Source organism: Streptomyces sp. NBC_00386, from assembly GCF_036063235.1.
In the GTDB taxonomy this organism is placed as follows: Bacteria; Actinomycetota; Actinomycetes; order Streptomycetales; family Streptomycetaceae; genus Streptomyces.
This window is the reverse complement of sequence record NZ_CP107950.1, coordinates 2,561,867-2,581,747: the sequence shown is the minus strand read 5'-3', so window position 1 is coordinate 2,581,747 and position 19,881 is coordinate 2,561,867. Positions and strand designations below refer to the sequence as shown.

The following is a 19,881-nucleotide window of genomic DNA, read 5'->3' as shown; positions in this document are numbered from 1 at the left end:
TGGACGCGCGGGTAAGGTCTGCGGCTGTGAGTGGTACTTCCGCAGCTCTGACGCCTCCCGCCGACGCCGTCGCGCCGGTGCGGCACCCCGACGCGCCCGCCCCCGGAGAGCTCCTCGGAGCACACTACGAACACTGTTTCGGGTGCGGTGGAGCACAGCCCCACGGACTCCATCTGGAGGCCCGCGCGGGCGAGGGTGTCAAGATCACGGCGGAGTTCACCGTGCGCCCCGTCCACCAGGGTGCCCCGGGACTCGCGCACGGCGGTGTTCTCGCCACCGCGCTCGACGAGACGCTCGGCTCGCTGAACTGGCTGCTGCGGACGATCGCCGTGACAGGACGCCTGGAGACCGACTTCCGCCGCCCCGTACCCGTCGACACCGTGCTGTATCTGGAGGCCGAGGTCACCGCGGTGGCCGGCCGGAAGATCTACTGCACCGCCACCGGGCGGATCGGCGGCCCCGAGGGGCCCGTCGCCGTCCGCGCCGACGCTCTCTTCGTCGAGGTGAAGGTCGACCACTTCATCGACAACGGCCGCCCGGAGGAGATCCAGGCGGCGATGAACGACCCGGACCAGATCCGGCGAGCCCGTGCCTTCGAGGTGAACCCGTGACCCGTAGCCCCGGGGCCAGTGAGCCCCGTCCAGAAGTCGCCGTGATGATCAGGCGCGTCGATCCCGACGTCCCGCTTCCCGAGTACGCGCACCCCGGTGACGCGGGAGCCGATCTGCGCACCACCGAGAGCCGCGAGCTCGAGCCCGGTGAACGGGCCGTGCTGCCGACGGGAGTGTCCATCGCTCTGCCCGAGGGGTACGCGGCCTTCGTGCACCCGCGCTCCGGCCTGGCCGCCCGCTGCGGCGTCGCCCTCGTGAATGCCCCGGGGACCGTTGATGCCGGGTACCGTGGGGAGATCAAGGTGATCGTGGTGAATCTCGATCCGCGCGAGTCGGTGCGGTTCGAGCGCTTCGACCGGATTGCTCAACTGGTCGTCCAGCAGGTCGAGAAGGTTCGCTTCCAGGAGGTCGCGGAACTTCCCGATTCTGCGCGGGCCGCAGGGGGCTTCGGGTCCACGGGCGGTCATGCCGCCGTGGACAGCACGACGGGTGGGAATCGATACGCTTCGGTCGTATCCGACCGGGAAGGACAGTGACGTGTTCGGACGTCGCAAGAAGGGCAGTGCCGCCGAGGACGCGGCGGGCGAGGCCGAGCAGGTCGTCGACGGCGTCGACACTGAGGCGGACGAGGACGAGGAGCGCGAGCGCGTGAGGCTCGAACCCGAGCCGCGCCCCGACGGGCCCTGGGACAGCACGGAGGTCCGTGAACCGGCCGAGGGCCGGGTGGACCTCGGAGGTCTGTTCGTGCCCGGAGTCGACGGCATGGAGCTGCGGGTCGAGGTCGCGGGCGACGCGATCGTCGCGGCGACCGTCGTCGTCAATGACAGCGCCGTGCAGCTCCAGGCCTTCGCCGCTCCCAAGCGCGAGGGCATCTGGGGCGAGGTGCGCGAGGAGATCGCCTCCGGGATCACCCAGCAGGGCGGTGTCATCGACGAGGTCGAGGGCCCGCTCGGCTGGGAGCTGCGGGCGCAGGTACCGGTCCAGCTGCCGGACGGCACGGGCGGTTTCCAGGTCGTGCGGTTCGTCGGCGTGGACGGCCCCCGCTGGTTCCTGCGCGGAGTGATCTCCGGGCAGGGCGCGGTGCAGCCGCAGGCCGCGGGTCTGCTGGAGCAGATCTTCCGGGACACGGTCGTCGTCCGCGGTGAGGGGCCGATGGCCCCGCGCGACCCGATCGTCCTGAAGCTGCCGAACGACGCGCAGATGGTCCCCGAGGGTGTTCAGCAGGAGGACCAGGCCGGCTCCCGCTTCTCCGGCGGCATGGGACAGCTCCAGCGCGGACCGGAGATCACCGAGGTCCGCTAGACGGATCAGGCACAGACGAAGAGTCGAGCAACAGGAGGGCCGCATCCCCAGGGATGCGGCCCTTTCCCGTGCGCGGATCCTCCGGGGCACATGCCTCGCCGCATTCCTGTACGTGAACGACGGCTGAGCAGCAGCTCTTTCCTCAAGCCTTGACGGAAGTCTGGTCCGTACCTATGGTCACCGGCCAGCACCTCATGTTCAGCATCCCGTGTGTAGTTCACATACAAGAATGGATGGCTCTGCATGTCCGACACCCCCACTCGGCATCGCCGCAGACGGCGCCCGGCCTTCCTCGTCACCGTCGCCGCCGCGACCGCCGCGCTCGTCGGCACCCTCCTGTCCTGGCCCGGTGCGCACCGGGCCGAGGCGGCACCCGCCGCCTTCGTCCACCCCGGAGTCACCGTCTCCAGGGGACAACTGGACTTCGCCCGCACCGAGGTCCTGGCCGGCGCCCAGCCCTGGAAGGGCGCCTACGACCAGATGATGGCGAGCAAGTACGCCTCGCTCACGCGCACCCCCACGCCCCGCGCGACCGTCGAGTGCGGCTCGTACTCCAACCCCAATTACGGCTGCACGGACGAGCGCGAGGACGCGATCGCCGCGTACACCGACGCCCTCGCCTGGTACATCACGCGCGACGACCGGTACGCCAAGAAGGCCATCGAGCTGATGGACGCCTGGTCCGCGGTGATCAAGTCCCACACCAACAGCAACGCACCCCTCCAGACCGGCTGGGCGGGCTCCTCCTGGCCCAAGGCCGCGGAGATCATCAAGTACACGTACACCGGCTCCTGGGCCAACTCCGGCCGCTTCGCGAGCATGCTGCGCGACGTCTACCTGCCCCAGATCATCAACGGTTCCAACTCCAACGGGAACTGGGAGCTGTCGATGATGGAGGCGGCGGTCGGCATCTCCGTCTTCCTGGAGGACAAGACGTCGTACGACAAGGCCATGGCGAAGTTCCGGACGCGCACCGCGGCGTACGTCTACCTCCCGACCGACGGCGCCGTGCCCAAGACCGTGCCGAGCCAGAACCTCGACACCACCGCGAAGATCGTCAGCTACTGGCAGGGGCAGTCCACGTTCGTCACCGGGCTCACACAGGAGACCTGTCGCGACCTCACCCACACTGGCTACGGCATCTCGGCCATCTCCCACATCGCCGAGACGAGCCGCATCCAGGGGCAGGACCTCTACGGCACCGACGTCGGCGAGCGGCTGCGCCAGGCGCTCGGCTTCCAGTCGAAGTACCAGCTGGGTACGGCCGTGCCGAGCTGGCTGTGCGGCGGCTCGATGAACCTCGGGCTCGGCCCGGTCACCGAGGTCGGCTACAACGCCCTGCACAACCGCCTGGGCATCGCGATGACCAACACCCAGGCGCTCACCCAGCAGAACCGTCCGGCCGGCAGCAACAACCTCTTCGTCGCGTGGGAGACGCTGACGCACGGCGACAATCCCGCGTGAACCGGATCCGGGGTCTCGTCCGATGAACCCATGAGGGACCGGGTGTCCGGCCGGGACACCGGCGCCCGGTCCACCGGGGATCACGGGGAGAGAACATGAGCCGGACCGTCACCAGCACCGCCGTCGCTGTCACCGGCACCACCACTGTCACCAGCGCCGGCATCACTGTCACCAGGGCCGCCGTCACCGGCGCCGGCCGCCGACGGGCCACGTGGAACCGTGCCGGGTCGCGCGGGGCATCAGAGTTGCGTCAAGGACGTTCCCCGGCGGGGCGATCGTCCTGTTCGCCGGGAATCCTGGCCGTAAGGTCGACGCTGCGTACACAGCGGTGACAGGAAGACAATAGGCACATGGGACGCGGCAAGCTTCGGATCTACCTCGGTGCGGCACCGGGCGTGGGCAAGACCTACGCGATGCTCTCCGAGGCGCATCGCCGCGTCGAACGCGGGACGGACTGCGTGGTGGCGTTCGTCGAGCACCATCACCGGCCCCGCACCGAAGTGATGCTGCACGGCCTGGAGCAGGTTCCGCGCAAGGAGCTGGAGTACCGGGGCGGCGTCTTCACCGAGATGGACGTCGACGCCGTGCTCCGCCGCGCCCCGGCCGTCGCCCTGGTGGACGAACTCGCCCACACCAACGTGCCCGGCTCCCGCAACGCCAAGCGCTGGCAGGACGTGGAGGAGCTGCTCGCAGCCGGCGTCGACGTCGTCTCCACCGTCAACATCCAGCACCTGGAGTCACTGGGTGACGTCGTCGAGTCGATAACGGGTGTGCGGCAGCGAGAGACCGTGCCGGACGAGGTGGTGCGGCGGGCGGATCAGATCGAACTGGTCGACATGTCACCCCCCGCGCTGCGCCGCCGGATGGCGCACGGCAACATCTACAAGCCCGACAAGGTCGACGCGGCCCTGTCCAACTACTTCCGGCCGGGCAACCTCACGGCCCTGCGCGAACTCGCGCTGCTGTGGGTGGCCGACCGGGCCGACGAATACCTGACCGAGTACCGCAGCGAACACCGGGTCTCCAAGATCTGGGGATCCCGGGAGCGGATCGTCGTCGGGCTGACCGGCGGTCCGGAGGGCCGGACGCTGATCCGGCGCGCCGCGCGGCTGGCCGAGAAGGGGGCGGGCGGCGAGGTCATGGCCGTCTACATCGCCCGCAGCGACGGCCTCACCTCCGCCTCGCCGAAGGAGCTGGCCGTCCAGCGCACCCTGGTCGAGGACCTCGGCGGCACCTTCCACCACGTGGTCGGCGACGACATCCCCGCCTCCCTGCTGGACTTCGCGCGCGGGGTCAACGCCACCCAGATCGTGCTCGGCTCCTCCCGTCGCAAGACCTGGCAGTACGTCTTCGGTCCGGGCGTCGGCGCCACGGTCGCCCGGGAGTCCGGCCCCGACCTGGACGTCCACATCGTCACCCACGAAGAGGTCGCCAAGGGGCGCGGTCTGCCGGTGGCCCGCGGAGCACGGCTCGGGCGCTCCCGGATCATCTGGGGCTGGGCGATCGGCATCGGCGGCCCCGTCTTCATGGCCCTGCTGCTGAACACCATCGACCTCGGCCTCGCCAACGACATGCTGCTGTTCCTGGCGGTGACGGTCGCGGCCGCCCTGCTCGGCGGACTGCTCCCGGCCCTCGCCTCGGCCGCCTTCGGCTCGCTGCTCCTGAACTACTTCTACACACCGCCCCTGCACCGGCTGACCGTTGCCGACCCGAAGAACATCGTCGCCATCGTGATCTTCGTGGGCGTCGCCGTCTCCGTGGCGTCGGTGGTGGACCTGGCGGCCCGCCGTACGCACCAGGCGGCACGGCTCCGGGCCGAGTCGGAGATCCTCTCCTTCCTGGCGGGCAGCGTGCTGCGCGGCGAGACCAGCCTGGAAGCCCTGCTGGAGCGCGTCCGGGAGACCTTCGGGATGGAATCGGTCGCCTTGCTGGAGCGCGCCGGTGACGTCGACCCGTGGACGTGCGCGGGCAGCGCCGGACCGGCGCCCGCGACCCGCCCCGAGGACGCCGACGTCGACATGCCGGTCGGCGACCACATGGCGCTCGCCCTGTCCGGACGGGTGCTGCCCGCCTCCGACCGCCGGGTGCTGGCCGCCTTCGCCGCGCAGGCCGTGGTGGTCCTGGACCGTCAGCGCCTCCAGCACGAGGCGGACCAGGCCAAGGTGCTGGCCGAGGGCAACCGCATCCGTACCGCCCTGCTGGCCGCCGTGAGCCACGACCTGCGCACCCCGCTCGCCGGGATCAAGGCGGCGGTGTCGTCCCTGCGCTCCGACGACGTGGCCTGGTCCGAGGAGGACCGGGCCGAGCTCCTCGCGGGCATCGAGGACGGCGCCGACCGCCTCGACCACCTGGTGGGCAACCTGCTGGACATGTCCCGGCTCCAGACCGGCACGGTCGCTCCGCTGATCCGGGAGATCGACCTGGACGAGGTCGTCCCGATGGCACTCGGCGGTGTCCCCGAGGACAGCGTGGTCCTGGAGATCCCGGAGAGCCTGCCGATGGTCGCCGTCGACGCCGGACTGCTGGAGCGTGCCGTCGCCAACCTCGTCGAGAACGCCGTCAAGTACAGCCCCCTCGACGAACGCGTCCTGGTCGCCGCGAGCGCCATGGCCGACCGCGTGGAGGTCCGCGTGGTGGACCGCGGCCCCGGCGTCCCGGACGACGCCAAGGACCGGATATTCGCGCCCTTCCAGCGCTACGGAGACGCCCCGCGCGGCACCGGAGTGGGTCTCGGCCTCGCGGTCGCCCGAGGCTTCGCCGAGGCGATGGGCGGCACCCTCAACGCCGAGGACACCCCAGGCGGCGGACTCACCATGGTGCTCACGGTGCGGGCGGTGGACCGCCGGCCCGACCTGGCCGCCCGATCAGCAGTCGCAGAAAGGCAGGCTTCATGACCCGGGTCCTCGTGGTCGACGACGAGCCGCAGATCACCCGAGCCCTCGTCATCAACCTGAAGGCACGCAAGTACGAGGTCGACGCGGCCCCCGACGGAGCCACCGCGCTCCAGCTCGCCGCCGCGCGTCACCCCGACGTCGTCGTGCTCGACCTCGGCCTGCCCGACATGGACGGCGTCGAGGTGATCAAGGGGCTGCGCGGCTGGACCCGGGTGCCGATCCTGGTGCTGTCCGCCCGGCACTCCTCGGACGAGAAGGTCGAGGCACTCGACGCGGGCGCCGACGACTACGTCACCAAGCCCTTCGGCATGGACGAACTGCTCGCCCGGCTGCGCGCCGCCGTCCGCCGCGCTGAGCCCACCGGGGGCGATGACGACGACGTGATCGTGGAGACCGCGGGGTTCACCGTCGACCTGGCGGCGAAGAAGGTGCACCGCGACGGGCGGGACGTCCGGCTCACCCCCACGGAATGGCATCTGCTGGACGTGCTGGTCCGCAACACCGGCCGGCTCGTCAGCCAGAAACAGCTGCTCCAGGAGGTCTGGGGCCCGTCCTACGGGACGGAGACGAACTATCTGCGGGTCTACATGGCCCAGCTGCGCCGCAAGCTGGAGGTGGACCCCTCGCACCCGAAGCACTTCATCACCGAGCCGGGTATGGGATACAGGTTCGAACGGTGACGCGACCGCGCCCCGCGGATCGTCCGTGCGAGCCACGGCGGTCGCCCGATCGAGCGGAGCCCGCGGCCGGTTCGGGGAGCGGCGCCGCGGGTACGAAGCTGTCAGCACCCCCCGGTACGCTTTCGGTATGAGTGCTGTTCCTCGTTCCGAAAAGCCGGCGGGCCGCTTCCGGCGCATGATGGACCGGCTCTCCTCGTCCCAGCAGGACCTGGAGTCCGAGGAGCTGCGGGAGGACACGGCGACCGCGGGCTGTACCCGTATCGGTGACTGCCACGACCGGCAGATCGTCACGGTTACTGGTACCTTGCGCACGGTCACTCTGCGGCCGAGAGCCGGTGTCCCGGCTCTGGAGGCCGAGCTGTTCGACGGCTCGGCCGCCCTGGACGTGGTCTGGCTCGGCCGCCGTTCCATCGTCGGCATCGAGCCCGGACGCAAGCTGATCGCCTCGGGCCGTATCGCGATGAGCCGGGGCCGTAGGGTGTTGTTCAATCCGAAGTACGAACTCAGACCCCTCGGACGGGAGTAGCCGGTGACGTCGCTCGACAAGCCGACCGAAGACGCCCAGGACGCCCAGCAGGATGCACGGGCGGTGACCGAGGCCGCACTCTTCGAGGCGTTCGGCGGCGTGCGCGGCATGGTCGAAACCGTGGTGCCGGGCCTGCTCTTCGTCACCATCTTCACGATCAACAAGGACCTGCACTGGGCGGCGATCGCCGCCCTCGCCGTGTCCCTGCTGCTCGTCGTGGTCCGCCTGGTGCGGCGCGACACCGTGAAGCACGCCTTCAGCGGAGTCTTCGGCGTCGCCTTCGGCGTGGTCTTCGCGATGATGACGGGCAACGCGAAGGACTTCTACCTGCCCGGCATGCTCTACACGCTCGGGCTCGCCGTCGCCTACATCGTCACCACCCTCGTGGGCGTCCCGCTGATCGGTCTGATGCTCGGCCCGGTCTTCAAGGAGAACCTCTCCTGGCGCACCCGCAACCCCGGCCGGAAGAAGGCCTACACGAAGGCCAGTTGGGCCTGGGGCCTGATCCTGCTCGCCAAGTGCGCGGTGCTCTTCCCGCTCTACTGGTGGGGCGACACCACCCAGTTCGGCTGGGTCCTGATCGCCCTGAAGATCCCGCCGTTCCTGCTCGCCGTCTGGCTCACCTGGGTCTTCCTGGCCAAGGCGCCGCCGCCCATCGACGTGTTCGCGGAGATGGAGGCCGAGGAGCAGGCGGAGAAGGAGCGCAAGGCCGCCCTCGCCAAGGAACGCGGCGACGCCCCGGCTCCGGCCCGCCACCGCCGCGAGGCGTGAGCCGGGTGCTTGTGCGGACGCCTCCGGGCGACTGACCGTGGTACGACGATGGGGGCGCCCGGAGAATCTCCGGGCGCCCCCATCGTCGTACCACGGCGCGAATCCTCTTCCCGCCGGCGGACGGCCGCGTCGCCGTACCGCCGACGGAAGGGGAACGGCTACTTCGTCGTGCTCGTGTCGCGGCGGACCGACAGCAGGTCCTCGAGCTGTTCCTCCCGGGCCTGTGCGGCCACGAAGAGGAGCTCGTCGCCCGCCTCCAGGGAGTCCTCCCGGGAGGGGGTCAGGACGCGGGTGCCGCGGATGATGGTCACCAGCGAGGTGTCCTCCGGCCACGCGACGTCGCCGACGGTCGTGCCGGCCAGGGCGGACTCCGGCGGCAGGGTCAGCTCGACGAGGTTGGCGTCGCCGTGGCTGAAGCGCAGCAGCCGTACGAGGTCGCCGACGCTCACCGCCTCCTCCACGAGCGCCGACATCAGACGCGGGGTGGAGACGGCGACGTCCACGCCCCAGGACTCGTTGAACAGCCACTCGTTCTTGGGGTTGTTCACGCGGGCGACGACGCGCGGAACCCCGTACTCGGTCTTCGCGAGCAGCGAGACCACGAGGTTGACCTTGTCGTCCCCGGTGGCCGCGATGACCACGTTGCAGCGCTGCAGCGCCGCCTCGTCCAGGGAGGTGATCTCGCAGGCGTCGGCGAGCAGCCACTCCGCCTGCGGGACGCGCTCGACCGAGATGGCGGTCGGCGCCTTGTCGATCAGCAGGATCTCGTGGCCGTTCTCCAGCAGTTCGCCCGCGATCGAGCGGCCCACGGCACCGGCACCGGCAATGGCGACTCTCATCAGTGCCCCGTCTCTTCCTCAGGGCCCTTGGCGAACGCCGCCTCGACCTTGTCCACCTCGTCGGTGCGCATCATCACGTGCACCAGGTCGCCCTCCTGCAGCACCGTCTGCGAGCTGGGCAGGACCGCCTCGCCCAGCCGGGTGAGGAAAGCGACGCGTACGCCCGTCTCGTCCTGGAGGCGGCTGATCTTGTGGCCCACCCACGCGACGGCGGTGTGCACCTCGGCGAGCTGCACACCGCCCGTGGGGTCGCGCCACAGCGGCTCGGCACCCGAGGGCAGCAGCCGCCGGAGCATCTGGTCGGCCGTCCAGCGGACGGTGGCGACGGTCGGAATGCCGAGGCGCTGGTAGACCTCGGCGCGGCGCGGGTCGTAGATGCGGGCGGCGACGTTCTCGATGCCGAACATCTCGCGGGCCACCCGGGCGGCGATGATGTTCGAGTTGTCACCGCTGGAGACCGCCGCGAAGGCGCCGGCCTCCTCGATGCCCGCCTCGCGCAGGGTGTCCTGGTCGAAGCCGACTCCGGTGACACGACGGCCGCCGAACCCGGAGCCCAGCCGCCGGAAGGCGGTGGGGTCCTGGTCGATCACGGCGACCGTGTGCCCCTGTTGCTCCAGGTTCTGGGCAAGAGCGGAACCTACTCTTCCGCAGCCCATGATGACGATGTGCACGACCGTCCTTCCGCATGAATGGTTACGGCTCAGGCTAAACAGGGTCTCAGACCGCCGCCCAAGCTACACACGCACGGTCGGCCGGGGGCACCGTTGCGCGGGTTCACCTGTGCCTTTTTCGCGGAACGTTCGGGGAACGGCGGTGAGCGGGGGGTTCAGCGCCGTGTGATGCTGCGAACACTCGCGAGGGTGAGGATTCCGAGGCCGGCCAGTGCGACGGCCGCGCCGACGAGCTCAGCGGTCAGATGCATGGGTCCTCCAGGACGGTCGACAGTGGGGTTTTGTCATATAGACACGTGGATCTCCGGTGCTGCGGAATCCGCAGCCGGAGCCACCCCGTTTTCACCCGGAGAGCAGATGACGTGCCGAAGAGGGATGGCGGGTGGGCGACAGCCAGTTCGAACCCTTACGATTCCCTGTTGTGTCCAAACTGACCGACGTGCCCAAGCGGATCCTCATCGGGCGTGCACTGCGCAGCGACCGGCTGGGGGAAACGCTTCTGCCGAAGCGCATCGCCCTCCCCGTCTTCGCATCCGACCCGCTCTCCTCCGTGGCGTACGCGCCCGGAGAAGTCCTGCTGGTCCTTTCCATCGCGGGCGTGTCGGCCTACCACTTCAGCCCCTGGATCGCGGTCGCGGTCGTCGTGCTGATGTTCACGGTGGTCGCCTCCTACCGCCAGAACGTGCACGCCTACCCGAGCGGCGGCGGCGACTACGAGGTCGCCACCACCAACCTCGGTCCACGGGCCGGTCTCACCGTCGCCAGTGCGCTGCTCGTCGACTACGTCCTCACCGTCGCCGTCTCCATCGCCTCCGGCATCGAGAACCTCGGCTCGGCGGTGCCGTTCGTGGTGGAGCACAAGGTCTTCTGCGCGGTCGCCGTCATCGTGCTGCTCACGCTGATGAACCTGCGCGGGGTCAAGGAGTCCGGAAAGCTCTTCGCGATCCCGACGTACGTCTTCGTCGCCGGCGTCTTCATCATGATCGCCTGGGGCGCCTTCCGCGGGCTCGTGCTCGGCGACACCATGCACGCGCCGACCGCCGACTACCACATCAAGGCCGAGCACCAGGGGCTCGCGGGCTTCGCCCTCGTCTTCCTGCTGCTGCGCGCCTTCTCGTCCGGCTGTGCGGCGCTCACCGGCGTCGAGGCGATCTCCAACGGTGTCCCCGCGTTCCGCAAGCCGAAGTCGAAGAACGCCGCGACCACGCTCGCGGCGATGGGCCTGCTCGCCGTCACCATGTTCTGCGGCATCATCGCCCTGGCCATGACCACCAAGGTGCGCATGGCCGAGAACCCCGCCACGGACCTGATCCACAACGGCGTCGCGGTCGGCGCCGACTACGTCCAGAACCCGGTGATCTCCCAGGTCGCCGAAGCCGTGTTCGGCAAGGACAGCTTCCTGTTCATCCTGCTGGCCGCCGCGACCGCCCTCGTCCTGTTCCTGGCCGCGAACACCGCGTACAACGGCTTCCCGCTGCTCGGCTCGATCCTCGCCCAGGACCGCTACCTGCCGCGCCAGCTCCACACCCGCGGCGACCGCCTGGCCTTCTCGAACGGCATCGTGCTGCTGGCCGGCGCCGCGAGCATGCTCGTCATCATCTACGGGGCCGACTCGACGCGCCTGATCCAGCTCTACATCGTCGGCGTCTTCGTCTCCTTCACTCTCAGCCAGACCGGCATGGTCCGCCACTGGAACCGCCATCTGGCCAGTGAGACCGACCAGGCCAAGCGCACCCACATGATCCGCTCCCGCGCGATCAACGCCTTCGGCGCCTTCTTCACCGGACTGGTCCTGGTCGTCGTCCTCGTCACCAAGTTCACTCACGGCGCCTGGGTCGCCCTGCTCGGCATGGTGATCTTCTACGCGACGATGACCGCGATCCGTAAGCACTACGACCGCGTCGCGGAGGAGCTGGCCGCCCCCGAGGGACCGTCCGACGACAGCGTCCGCCCCTCCCGGGTCCACTCCGTCGTCCTCGTGTCCAAGATCCACCGGCCGGCACTGCGCGCCCTCGCCTACGCCAAACTGCTGCGCTCCGACACCCTCGAAGCGCTCAGCGTCAACGTGGACCCTGCCGAGACCAAGACCCTGCGCGACGAGTGGGAGCGGCGCGGCATCGACGTACCGCTGAAGGTCCTCGACTCGCCCTACCGCGAGATCACCCGGCCGGTCATCGAGTACGTGAAGGGCCTGCGCAAGGAGTCGCCGCGCGACGCGGTCTCCGTGATCATCCCCGAGTACGTGGTCGGCCACTGGTACGAGCACCTGCTGCACAACCAGAGCGCCCTGCGTCTCAAGGGCCGCCTGCTGTTCACCCCGGGCGTCATGGTGACCTCCGTCCCCTACCAGCTGGAGTCGTCCGAGGCCGCGAAACTGCGCGCCCGCAAGCGGCAGGACTGGAACGCGCCGGGTGCCGTGCGCCGCGGTCCGGCCCAGGTACGGCCCAAGGAGCCCACCCAGAAGAACTGACGGGGAAGGGAAGCGCGCCGGGAGCACGTAGACTGGACGGCTGTTGTCCGGCCGTTTCCCCCCTCTCATCTGGAGTCACCCCACCATGCAGGCAGAACCGAAGAATTCGCTGGTGGGGGACGAGTACGAGGTCGAGATCGGCCCCGTGGCGCACGGCGGGCACTGCATCGCCCGGACGGACGAGGGCCAGGTCCTGTTCGTCCGGCACGCGCTGCCCGGCGAGCGGGTCGTCGCCCGGGTGACCGAGGGCGAGGAAGGGGCGCGGTTCCTGCGCGCCGACGCCGTGCGGATCATCGACGCCTCCAAGGACCGCGTCGAGGCGCCCTGCCCGTACGCGGGCCCCGGCCGCTGCGGCGGCTGCGACTGGCAGCACGCCAAGCCCGGCGCGCAGCGCCGTCTCAAGGGCGAGGTCATCGCCGAACAGTTGCAGCGCCTCGCGGGCCTCACGCCCGAGGAGGCCGGCTGGGACGGCACCGTGATGCCCGCCGAGGGCGACAAGCTGCCCGCGGGCGAGGTGCCGCAGTGGCGCACCCGTGTCCAGTACGCCGTCGACCCGGACGGCAACGCCGGACTGCGCCGCCACCGCTCGCACGAGGTCGAGCCGATCGAGCGCTGCATGATCGCCGCCCCGGGTGTCACCGAACTCGGCATCGAGGAGCGCGACTGGTCCGGCATGGAGGCCGTCGAGGCGATCGCCGCCACCGGCTCCCAGGACCGCATGGTGATCCTGGAGCCCCGGCCCGGCGCCCGTCTGCCCCTCGTCGAACTCGACAAGCCGGTCTCCGTGATGCGGGTCGCCGAACAGGACGGCGGCATCCACCGCGTCCACGGCCGCGCGTTCGTGCGCGAGCGGGCCGACGGCCGCACCCACCGGGTCGGCAGCGGCGGCTTCTGGCAGGTCCACCCGATGGCCGCAGACACCCTGGTCAAGGCCGTCATGCAGGGCCTGCTGCCGCGCAAGGGCGACATGGCCCTGGACCTCTACTGCGGTGTGGGCCTCTTCGCCGGGGCCCTCGCCGACCGCCTCGGCGACCAGGGCGCGGTCCTCGGCATCGAGTCCGGCAAGCGCGCGGTGGAGGACGCCCGGCACAACCTCGCGAACTTCGACCGCGTCCGCATCGAACAGGGCAAGGTCGAGGCGGTCCTCCCGCGCACCGGCATCTCCGAGGTCGACCTCATCGTCCTGGACCCGCCCCGCGCGGGCGCCGGCAAGAAGACGGTCGAGCACCTGACGTCGCTGGGCGCGCGAAAGATCGCCTACGTGGCCTGCGACCCGGCGGCGCTGGCCCGGGACATCGCGTACTTCCGCGACGGGGGATACAAGGTGCGGACGCTGCGGGCGTTCGACCTTTTCCCGATGACGCATCACGTGGAGTGCGTGGCGATTCTGGAGCCGGTGAAGAAGGCCGGCTGAGCTGCAGGGTGACCCGCCTGCCGCGTTGCAGTGAGCAGGGCACCGATGAGACGGAAAGGCCGGTTCGGAACGGGCCTGGTCGGCCACATGGGCTGGGGAAGGCCCCCGCAGAGCGAGCGGCTGTGGGGATGCCACCGCTGACGCGACCGGATTCGCTGAACCTCGCCAGGTGGTCCAGCCTGTTCACAAGGTCCGCCGCGCGCTGCTCCACCAGCTTGGTCGTGACTCGCTGTCAGGCCTCGTCCCCGGGCAGCGCCGAGAGGAACGCGTCGATGTCCTGGCGGACGTGGCGCGAGACGTCGGTCAGGACGGCGACGGTTTCCCTGAGTTCGTGAGCCGGCTCCGGGGCGGCGGCCCAGACCTCCGGCTTTCTGGTGATGACCGCGTACAGCAGGTCGTCGTCGAACCAGCCGCCCTCGGCTTGCTTCGGCGCGGTGTCCCGCAGAATGTCCACGGCCAGGGGCAGGAGCCAGGGCAGCCCCACGTCCTGCCCGATCAGCCGGGCCAGCTCGTGCGGCTCCAGGGTTGCGACCGGCCGGCGCCGCAGCTCGTACACGTTCCGGACCATGGGGGTCGAGTCCGCGGGAGGAACCGGCCAGCGCACGCCCTCCAGCTCCTCAAGGGAGCTACCGCGGTCGAAGTCTTCGGGCATCGTCGGTCCTCTCGTGCTCCGCCGCTGCGGCGCGGAGGCGTTCCAGGCCGTTTCTGGCCTGCTTCAGGTCGATGGGCGTGCCGTCGGACCTGAGCCGTCCGCCAGGAGGAACAGCCCCGCGACGGCCGCGAGCAGCCGATGCCCACCGCGAGCGGGACGGGGTGACGCGCACGTCTTTTCCGCGCCTCGTCCTCGGCAGGACCGCTCATGCTCAACCTCCGTTCCTCCAGCGCCGGATCATCCGGTCCCGGCCTGTCATCCCCCTGAGGCGCGTCTGCCGAGACCGACTTCATGATGCCGCTGAGTACATCGGGGTTCTCGGACCAGTGTGCGATGTCCTCGGGCGTGAAGACGAAGAGGGCCGACCCGGGGCCGGTCTCCAGCGGCAGGCTCAGCTGCAACTGCCGGACGGCGGCGGGTATGGAGTCGTCCAGGCCGAACAGCATCGCTTGACCCGGTCCGTACGGTGTTCGAGTGATGGACATGCTGATCGACGAACTCCGCACCGCGTATGACGCCCAACTCCGTGGTGTCACCCCGCCCGGTGGCAGCGCCCGCATCGAGAAGGACGGCCCGTTGACCCGTGTCGTCGGCTGGCACCGTGGCTTCGTCACGGGCCCGCGCGACCTCGGTGTGCGCGGGGCGGAACTCGACACGCTCATAGCGCGGCAGCGTGACTTCTACGCTGCCCGTGGTGAGGCGGTCGAATGGAAGACTCGCGCCCATGACCTCCCCGCCGACCTCACCGGCCGACTCACGGCGGCCGGCTTCGTCGCCGAGGACAGCGAGACCGTGCTCATCGGGCAGTCCGCAGCTCTTGCCGCCGATCCCGTCCTGCCCGACGGCGTGACCCTCCGCCGTGTCACCGCCGGAGCAGACCTCCAGCGCATTGCCGCCATGGAGAGCACTGTCTGGGGCGAGGACTGGAGTTGGCTCGCCGACGACCTGGCCGCCCGGATCGAGAACGCCCCCGAAAACATCGTCGTCCTCGTCGCCGAGGCACGCACCGAAGTCGTCTGCGCCGCCTGGCTGGTGTTCAAGGACGGCGTCGACTTCGGCGGCTTCTGGGGTGGCTCGACGCTCGAGGAATGGCGTGGACAGGGCATCTACCGGGCCATGGTCGCCCACCGAGCCCGACTCGCTGCTGCCCGCGATATCCCCTACGTCCATGTCGACGCCTCAGCCCACAGTGCCCCGATACTCACCCGCCTCGGCCTGCACGCGGTCACCACGACGACACCGTATGTCTGGTCGCCCTGAGCTCAGAGTCCATCGCCCGGTCGGCGATGTCGGAGAACTCGACTGAAGGCTCAGATCATCGCCGAGGGTAGTGGTGTCGAGGGGTAGTGGCCCGGTCTCGCCGGTCGGCGCCTGGTACTGACGCGGGCTCAGGACGAACCGGGCGCCGGTGTCCGATACCGCAGGGCCGTTCAGTCGTGGCTGCCTGAGCGGGTCTCTTCCCGTGGGTCGGCGGGCGGTACGGCGTCCCGTGGCGGTACGGCCTCGTGCGGCGGGGACGGGGGCGTCGTCTCCGTCGGCTGGGCCGGGGTCTGTGCCCGGGCCCGCAGTCTGCGCCGGTGGCCGGTGCGGTCGGGGCGGCCCTTGTAGCCCTTGGGCTGCCATTTGTTGCCGTGCCAGAGAGTCGGCGGAACCCAGCGGGAGCATGCTTCCTCGACGTCCGTGGTCACGTTGATCATGTTGGTGAGCCCGACGCGGTAGCGCAGCCTCGGGAGACCGTCGGCGGGCGGGTCGGCGTCCCGTACGTGGCGCCACAGCACGGGGTGATCGCGGTCGAAGTCCCCGCGGGGGAAGAGTTCGAGTGTCGCGGTGCCGCGGTCGACGGCCGCGTCACCGGTGGAGTAGACGCACACCCCGGCCAACGAGTCCCAGGTCAGCAGCGCGTCCCCGTCCAGGCTGAACCACCACCACCCGGTGGCGTCGAAGACGAATCTCTCCTTGGACCCGGCGGCCGTCCCCATCAGCATGAGCAGGCCGAAAAGCGCACACAGGCCGCCGGCCGAGGCGAGAAGCCATCGAGCCACTTCGTTGCCGACCAGCGCGGCTCCCGACAAGCCGACGGCGGCGACAGACAGGGCGACCGCGGCGACGATCAGGCCCGGCGGGACCTCCTTCTGCCCGTACCGCACAACGGTCGCGTCGTCGGACGGCCGTCCCGGCAAGCTCCCCCCGGTGCTCATGGGCGCCACGGTACCGGCCGCGGTCAATCCACGGAATCCACTCCGTTCCGAGCTGCCGAGTTCATTTCCGAGACCCTCGTATGCTGGGCGTGTGAGGCGGACTTCTTTTGCGAACTGGCCCTGTTCCATCGCGCGAACGATGGATCTGCTCGGCGACTGGTGGACGCCTCTGGTGCTGCGGGAGGCGTTCTACGGGATCAAGCGGTTCGACGCGTTCCAGCAGGAGCTCGGCATCGCGCGCAACACGCTGACCGACCGGCTCCGTCGGCTGGTCGACGAGGGGCTCATGGAGAAGCGGGCCTACCAGACGGACCCGGTGCGGTACGACTACGTGCTCACCGAGATGGGCCGGGACTTCTTCGGGGTGCTGGCCGCCATGAACAGCTGGGGCAACCGCTGGCTCAGCGGTGAGCAGGGGCCCCCTGTCGTCTTCCACCACGACCGCTGCGGGCACGAGAGCGAGGCCGCGGTCGTGTGCGCCGACTGCGGTGAGCCGATGACGGCCGAGGACACCCGTCCGCGGCTCGGCCCCGGCTACCCGCCCCACCTCGCCGAACGCCCGGACATCCAAAGACGCTTCACCGCCTGAGCGCGCGACGGCTTCCGGGTCCGTTGGCCGTCCGGTTCCGCATCGGCTTCCGGGTCGGCTTCCGAGTCCGCTTCTCCTCCAGCATCCCTTCCGGCTCCCCTGTCGTACTCGTCTCCGCGCCCGATTCCCCGCCCGCTTCCGCGCCCCGTCGGGCCTTGTGTCGGGCGGGGTTTTCCTTGACATGACAGTCTATCTACGCAACTCTCAAGGTCAGAGCCCTAGGGGTGAGCTTCCTGGGGGACGAGAGGAAGGCCGGAGACTCATGGAGTGGACGGGCGCCCGCTATGCGGACCAGCCGACCGTCGAGGTGCGGACACGGATCGAGGCTCCACCGCGGCGGGTGTGGGAACTCGTCTCCGACATCCGGCTGATGCCGGACCTGAGCGCGGAGCTCCAGTCGGTCGCGTGGCTCGACGAGGTGACGGAGCCGCGCGTCGGCGCACGCTTCGTGGGGCGCAGCCGGCATGAGTCGCTGGGGGAGTGGGAGACCACCTCGTACGTGGTCGAGTGCGAGCCGCTCCGGGCCTTCGCCTGGGCCGTGGCGGACCCCGAACATCCCAGCGCCGTATGGCGGTTCGGACTGGAGGAGGCGGACGGCGGCACGGAGTTGACCCAGTGGATGCGGATGGGACCGGGCCGTTCGGGGCTGTCCTTCGCCATCGACCGGATGCCGGAGAAGGAACAGAAGATCGTGTTCGTACGGTTGCGGGAGTTCGAGCGGAGCATGACGGACACCGTCGAGGCGATCAGGAAGCTGGCCGAGAGCGCGGAAGGGGCGGGTGCGTGATGCGTACCTCCACGACGATCGAAGCGTCGGCGGGCGACTGGCGGGAGACCGTCGACTTCGTGGTCGAGGCCGAGAAGCTCGGGATGGACATCTGCTGGGTCGCGGAGGCCTGGGGCTCCGAAGCACCTTCTCCACTGGGCTACTTGGCGGCACGGACCGACCGGTTGCTGCTCGGCTCCGGGATCATCCAGCTCGGGACCCGCACCCCGGCGGCCATCGCCCGTGCCGCGATCACGCTCTCCAACATCTCCGACGGACGCTTCCTCCTCGGTCTCGGACCGTCCGGCCCCCAGGTGATCGAGGGGCTGCACGGCGTGCCGTTCGCGCGCCCGCTGTCCCGGATGCGGGAAACCGTGGAGATCGTCCGGCAGGCGGTCGCCGGGGAGAAACTCTCGTACGAGGGAAGGGAGTTCACCATTCCGCTGCCGGGCGGGGAGGCGCGGCCCATGCGGATGTCCGTGCGGGCCGAGCACGAGCTGCCCATCTATCTCGCCACGCTCTCGCCGAAGATGCTGCACCTGACGGGCGAGATCGCCGACGGCTGGCTGGGCACCAGTTTCGTGCCCGAGGGTGCCAAGGAGGCGTACTTCGACCACCTGGACGCGGGCCTCGCGGCGGCGGGCCGCGGCCGCGCCGACCTCGACATCTGCCAGGGCGCGGAAGTCGCCTTCGCGGAGGACGAGGACGCGCTGCGTGCCATGGTCGCGGGCCGGAAGAAGGAACTCGCCTTCAGTCTGGGCGGAATGGGCTCCGCCACCACCAACTTCTACAACGCCGCCTACAGCAGGCAGGGCTGGGCGGAGATCGCCGCCGAGATCCATGAGCGCTGGCAGGCCGGGGACCGGGACGGCGCCGCCGGGCTCGTGACCGACGAGATGGTCCTCGGAACCACCCTGATCGGCACCGAGGGCATGGTCCGCGAACGGCTCCGCGTCTGGCGCGCGGCAGGCGTCGACACCGTCCGCCTCTACCCCGCGGGCGAAACCCTGGACGAGCGGCTCACGACGCTGGGGCGCGCTCTGGCCCTCGTGGCGGAGGAGAACGCGGTGATCGCCGAGTAGTTCCTCTGCCTCTGCCTCTGCCTCTGCCCTGCCTCGGCCTCTGCCCTGCCTCGGCCTCGGCCTCGGCGCAGGGCCGGGCCGGTGCCGCGCGGCACCGGCCCGGCCCTGCGTGCGCCGCGCGGCCCGGCGACGGCGTCGTGCGCCGAGCGGCCCCGGCGGCCGTCGAGACCGTCACCCGATCGGCGGAGCCCCCGTGGCGGTGGGGGAACGGCGGGCGGACGCTCGAACTCCCCGATGCTTCCGGCACCGGGACGGCCGGCGGCCGACAGCTCAGCGAGGTGGTCGAGCATGAGCCAGGATTCTTCGAGACCTCAGGGCCCCCCGCCCGGTGGCGGCACGGGATCCCAGCCCAGCGGCGGCGACATGCCGCTGTGGGGAGACCAGTGGTCCGGAGCCGCTCCCGCCGCGGGAGGCATGGGGCCCCCGCCCTCGGGCAGCAGTGGCTGGGCGGCAGGAGGAGTCACCTTCGCGGGCGTCCTCCTGCTGGTGAACGGCGGCCTCAACATCCTCCAGGGCATCTCCGCGATCGCCAAGGACGATGTCTACGCGCGCGTGAACGACTACGTCTACCGCATCAATCTCACCGGCTGGGGCTGGATCCTGCTGATCCTCGGCGCGATCGCCGTCGTCACCGGCTGGGGGATCCTCAAGGACGCCGGGTGGGCCCGGATCACCGGCATCGTGCTGGCCTCGCTGAGCATGCTCTTCCAGTTCATGTTCCTGCCGTACGCGCCGATCTGGTCGGTCATCCTGCTGGCCATCGACGTCTTCATCATCTGGGCGCTGGCCACGTACCGGCCCGACCGCCCGCGCTGACGCGCCCTTCTCCGGCCCGCCGCCGGGCGAACGCCGCCGAGAAGGGGGCCGTCCCAGTGCCGTCGAACCCACGAACCGGACCGAGCGGAACGAGACACGCCATGGACGACGTGATCGACCGGACGCGAGCGGGCAC

19 protein-coding genes are annotated in these 19,881 nt (G+C 70.2%); 15 read left to right on the top strand and 4 right to left on the bottom strand.

The window, feature by feature from the left end; translation table 11 throughout:
• Nucleotides 1-26 precede the first annotated feature (26 nt).
• The 8 genes from OG780_RS11160 to OG780_RS11125 all read left to right on the top strand — a co-directional run bounded on the left by OG780_RS11160 (nucleotide 27) and on the right by OG780_RS11125 (nucleotide 8,248).
• Nucleotides 27-611: a PaaI family thioesterase gene (locus tag OG780_RS11160; RefSeq protein WP_328447149.1), complete on the top strand. Its 585-nt coding sequence runs from the start codon at nucleotides 27-29 to the stop codon at nucleotides 609-611.
• Nucleotides 612-655: 44 nt separating this feature from the next.
• Nucleotides 656-1,147 carry a dUTP diphosphatase gene (gene dut / locus OG780_RS11155; protein ID WP_328458050.1) on the top strand — a complete coding sequence of 164 codons (492 nt, stop codon included), beginning with the start codon at nucleotides 656-658 and terminating at the stop codon, nucleotides 1,145-1,147.
• Nucleotide 1,148: 1 nt separating this feature from the next.
• Nucleotides 1,149-1,913 (top strand): DUF3710 domain-containing protein, encoded by a 765-nt coding sequence (locus OG780_RS11150; RefSeq protein WP_328447148.1) that lies wholly within the window; start codon nucleotides 1,149-1,151, stop codon nucleotides 1,911-1,913.
• Nucleotides 1,914-2,156: 243 nt separating this feature from the next.
• Nucleotides 2,157-3,377: an alginate lyase family protein gene (locus OG780_RS11145; RefSeq protein WP_328447147.1), complete on the top strand. Its 1,221-nt coding sequence runs from the start codon at nucleotides 2,157-2,159 to the stop codon at nucleotides 3,375-3,377.
• Nucleotides 3,378-3,727: 350 nt separating this feature from the next.
• Nucleotides 3,728-6,271: a sensor histidine kinase gene (locus OG780_RS11140; RefSeq protein ID WP_328447145.1), complete on the top strand. Its 2,544-nt coding sequence runs from the start codon at nucleotides 3,728-3,730 to the stop codon at nucleotides 6,269-6,271.
• Nucleotides 6,268-6,951 carry a response regulator gene (locus OG780_RS11135; RefSeq protein ID WP_328447143.1) on the top strand — a complete coding sequence of 228 codons (684 nt, stop codon included), beginning with the start codon at nucleotides 6,268-6,270 and terminating at the stop codon, nucleotides 6,949-6,951. The genes OG780_RS11140 and OG780_RS11135 overlap by 4 nt, the downstream gene beginning before the upstream one ends.
• A 127-nt stretch (nucleotides 6,952-7,078) precedes the next feature.
• The gene (locus tag OG780_RS11130; RefSeq protein WP_326785035.1) at nucleotides 7,079-7,477 is read left to right on the top strand and encodes an OB-fold nucleic acid binding domain-containing protein; all 399 of its coding nucleotides are present in this window, start codon (nucleotides 7,079-7,081) and stop codon (nucleotides 7,475-7,477) included.
• 3 nt (nucleotides 7,478-7,480) lie between these two features.
• Nucleotides 7,481-8,248 carry a DUF3159 domain-containing protein gene (locus OG780_RS11125; protein ID WP_328447141.1) on the top strand — a complete coding sequence of 256 codons (768 nt, stop codon included), beginning with the start codon at nucleotides 7,481-7,483 and terminating at the stop codon, nucleotides 8,246-8,248.
• Nucleotides 8,249-8,406: 158 nt separating this feature from the next.
• Here OG780_RS11125 and OG780_RS11120 read toward each other — a convergent pair whose 3' ends face one another.
• The gene (locus OG780_RS11120) at nucleotides 8,407-9,087 is read right to left on the bottom strand and encodes a potassium channel family protein (RefSeq protein WP_326785033.1); all 681 of its coding nucleotides are present in this window, start codon (nucleotides 9,085-9,087) and stop codon (nucleotides 8,407-8,409) included.
• Entirely contained in the window at nucleotides 9,087-9,758 is a 672-nt protein-coding gene (locus OG780_RS11115) for a potassium channel family protein (RefSeq protein WP_328447138.1), read from the bottom strand. Before OG780_RS11115 ends, OG780_RS11120 begins: the two co-directional genes overlap by 1 nt.
• A 421-nt stretch (nucleotides 9,759-10,179) precedes the next feature.
• Here OG780_RS11115 and OG780_RS11110 point away from each other — a divergent pair, with 421 nt between their 5' ends.
• Both OG780_RS11110 and OG780_RS11105 read left to right on the top strand, forming a co-directional pair.
• A complete protein-coding gene (locus tag OG780_RS11110; RefSeq protein WP_328447136.1) occupies nucleotides 10,180-12,228 on the top strand; it encodes an APC family permease in 2,049 nt (682 codons plus the stop codon).
• 85 nt (nucleotides 12,229-12,313) lie between these two features.
• A complete protein-coding gene (locus OG780_RS11105) occupies nucleotides 12,314-13,642 on the top strand; it encodes a class I SAM-dependent RNA methyltransferase (RefSeq protein WP_328447134.1) in 1,329 nt (442 codons plus the stop codon).
• Between the two features lie 232 nt (nucleotides 13,643-13,874).
• Here the strand turns inward: OG780_RS11105 and OG780_RS11100 are convergent, their stop codons facing one another.
• Complete coding sequence (locus tag OG780_RS11100; protein ID WP_328447132.1) at nucleotides 13,875-14,294, bottom strand: contact-dependent growth inhibition system immunity protein; 420 nt, start codon at nucleotides 14,292-14,294, stop codon at nucleotides 13,875-13,877.
• A gap of 474 nt (nucleotides 14,295-14,768) precedes the next feature.
• Here OG780_RS11100 and OG780_RS11095 point away from each other — a divergent pair, with 474 nt between their 5' ends.
• Nucleotides 14,769-15,554 carry a GNAT family N-acetyltransferase gene (locus OG780_RS11095; protein WP_328447130.1) on the top strand — a complete coding sequence of 262 codons (786 nt, stop codon included), beginning with the start codon at nucleotides 14,769-14,771 and terminating at the stop codon, nucleotides 15,552-15,554.
• A gap of 170 nt (nucleotides 15,555-15,724) precedes the next feature.
• Here OG780_RS11095 and OG780_RS11090 read toward each other — a convergent pair whose 3' ends face one another.
• Nucleotides 15,725-16,492, bottom strand: a complete 768-nt coding sequence (locus OG780_RS11090; RefSeq protein ID WP_328447128.1) for a hypothetical protein — start codon at nucleotides 16,490-16,492, stop codon at nucleotides 15,725-15,727.
• Nucleotides 16,493-16,631: 139 nt separating this feature from the next.
• Between OG780_RS11090 and OG780_RS11085 the strand changes: the two genes are divergently transcribed.
• The 4 genes from OG780_RS11085 (at nucleotide 16,632) to OG780_RS11070 (ending at nucleotide 19,745) form a co-directional block, all read left to right on the top strand.
• Entirely contained in the window at nucleotides 16,632-17,081 is a 450-nt protein-coding gene (locus OG780_RS11085; RefSeq protein WP_326785027.1) for a winged helix-turn-helix transcriptional regulator, read from the top strand.
• 262 nt (nucleotides 17,082-17,343) lie between these two features.
• Entirely contained in the window at nucleotides 17,344-17,868 is a 525-nt protein-coding gene (locus tag OG780_RS11080) for an SRPBCC family protein (RefSeq protein ID WP_328447126.1), read from the top strand.
• On the top strand, nucleotides 17,868-18,929 hold the full coding sequence (locus OG780_RS11075; protein ID WP_328458048.1) for an LLM class flavin-dependent oxidoreductase: 1,062 nt from the start codon (nucleotides 17,868-17,870) through the stop codon (nucleotides 18,927-18,929). The genes OG780_RS11080 and OG780_RS11075 overlap by 1 nt, the downstream gene beginning before the upstream one ends.
• A 288-nt stretch (nucleotides 18,930-19,217) precedes the next feature.
• Nucleotides 19,218-19,745, top strand: a complete 528-nt coding sequence (locus OG780_RS11070) for a DUF7144 family membrane protein (RefSeq protein ID WP_442813995.1) — start codon at nucleotides 19,218-19,220, stop codon at nucleotides 19,743-19,745.
• Nucleotides 19,746-19,881 lie beyond the last annotated feature (136 nt).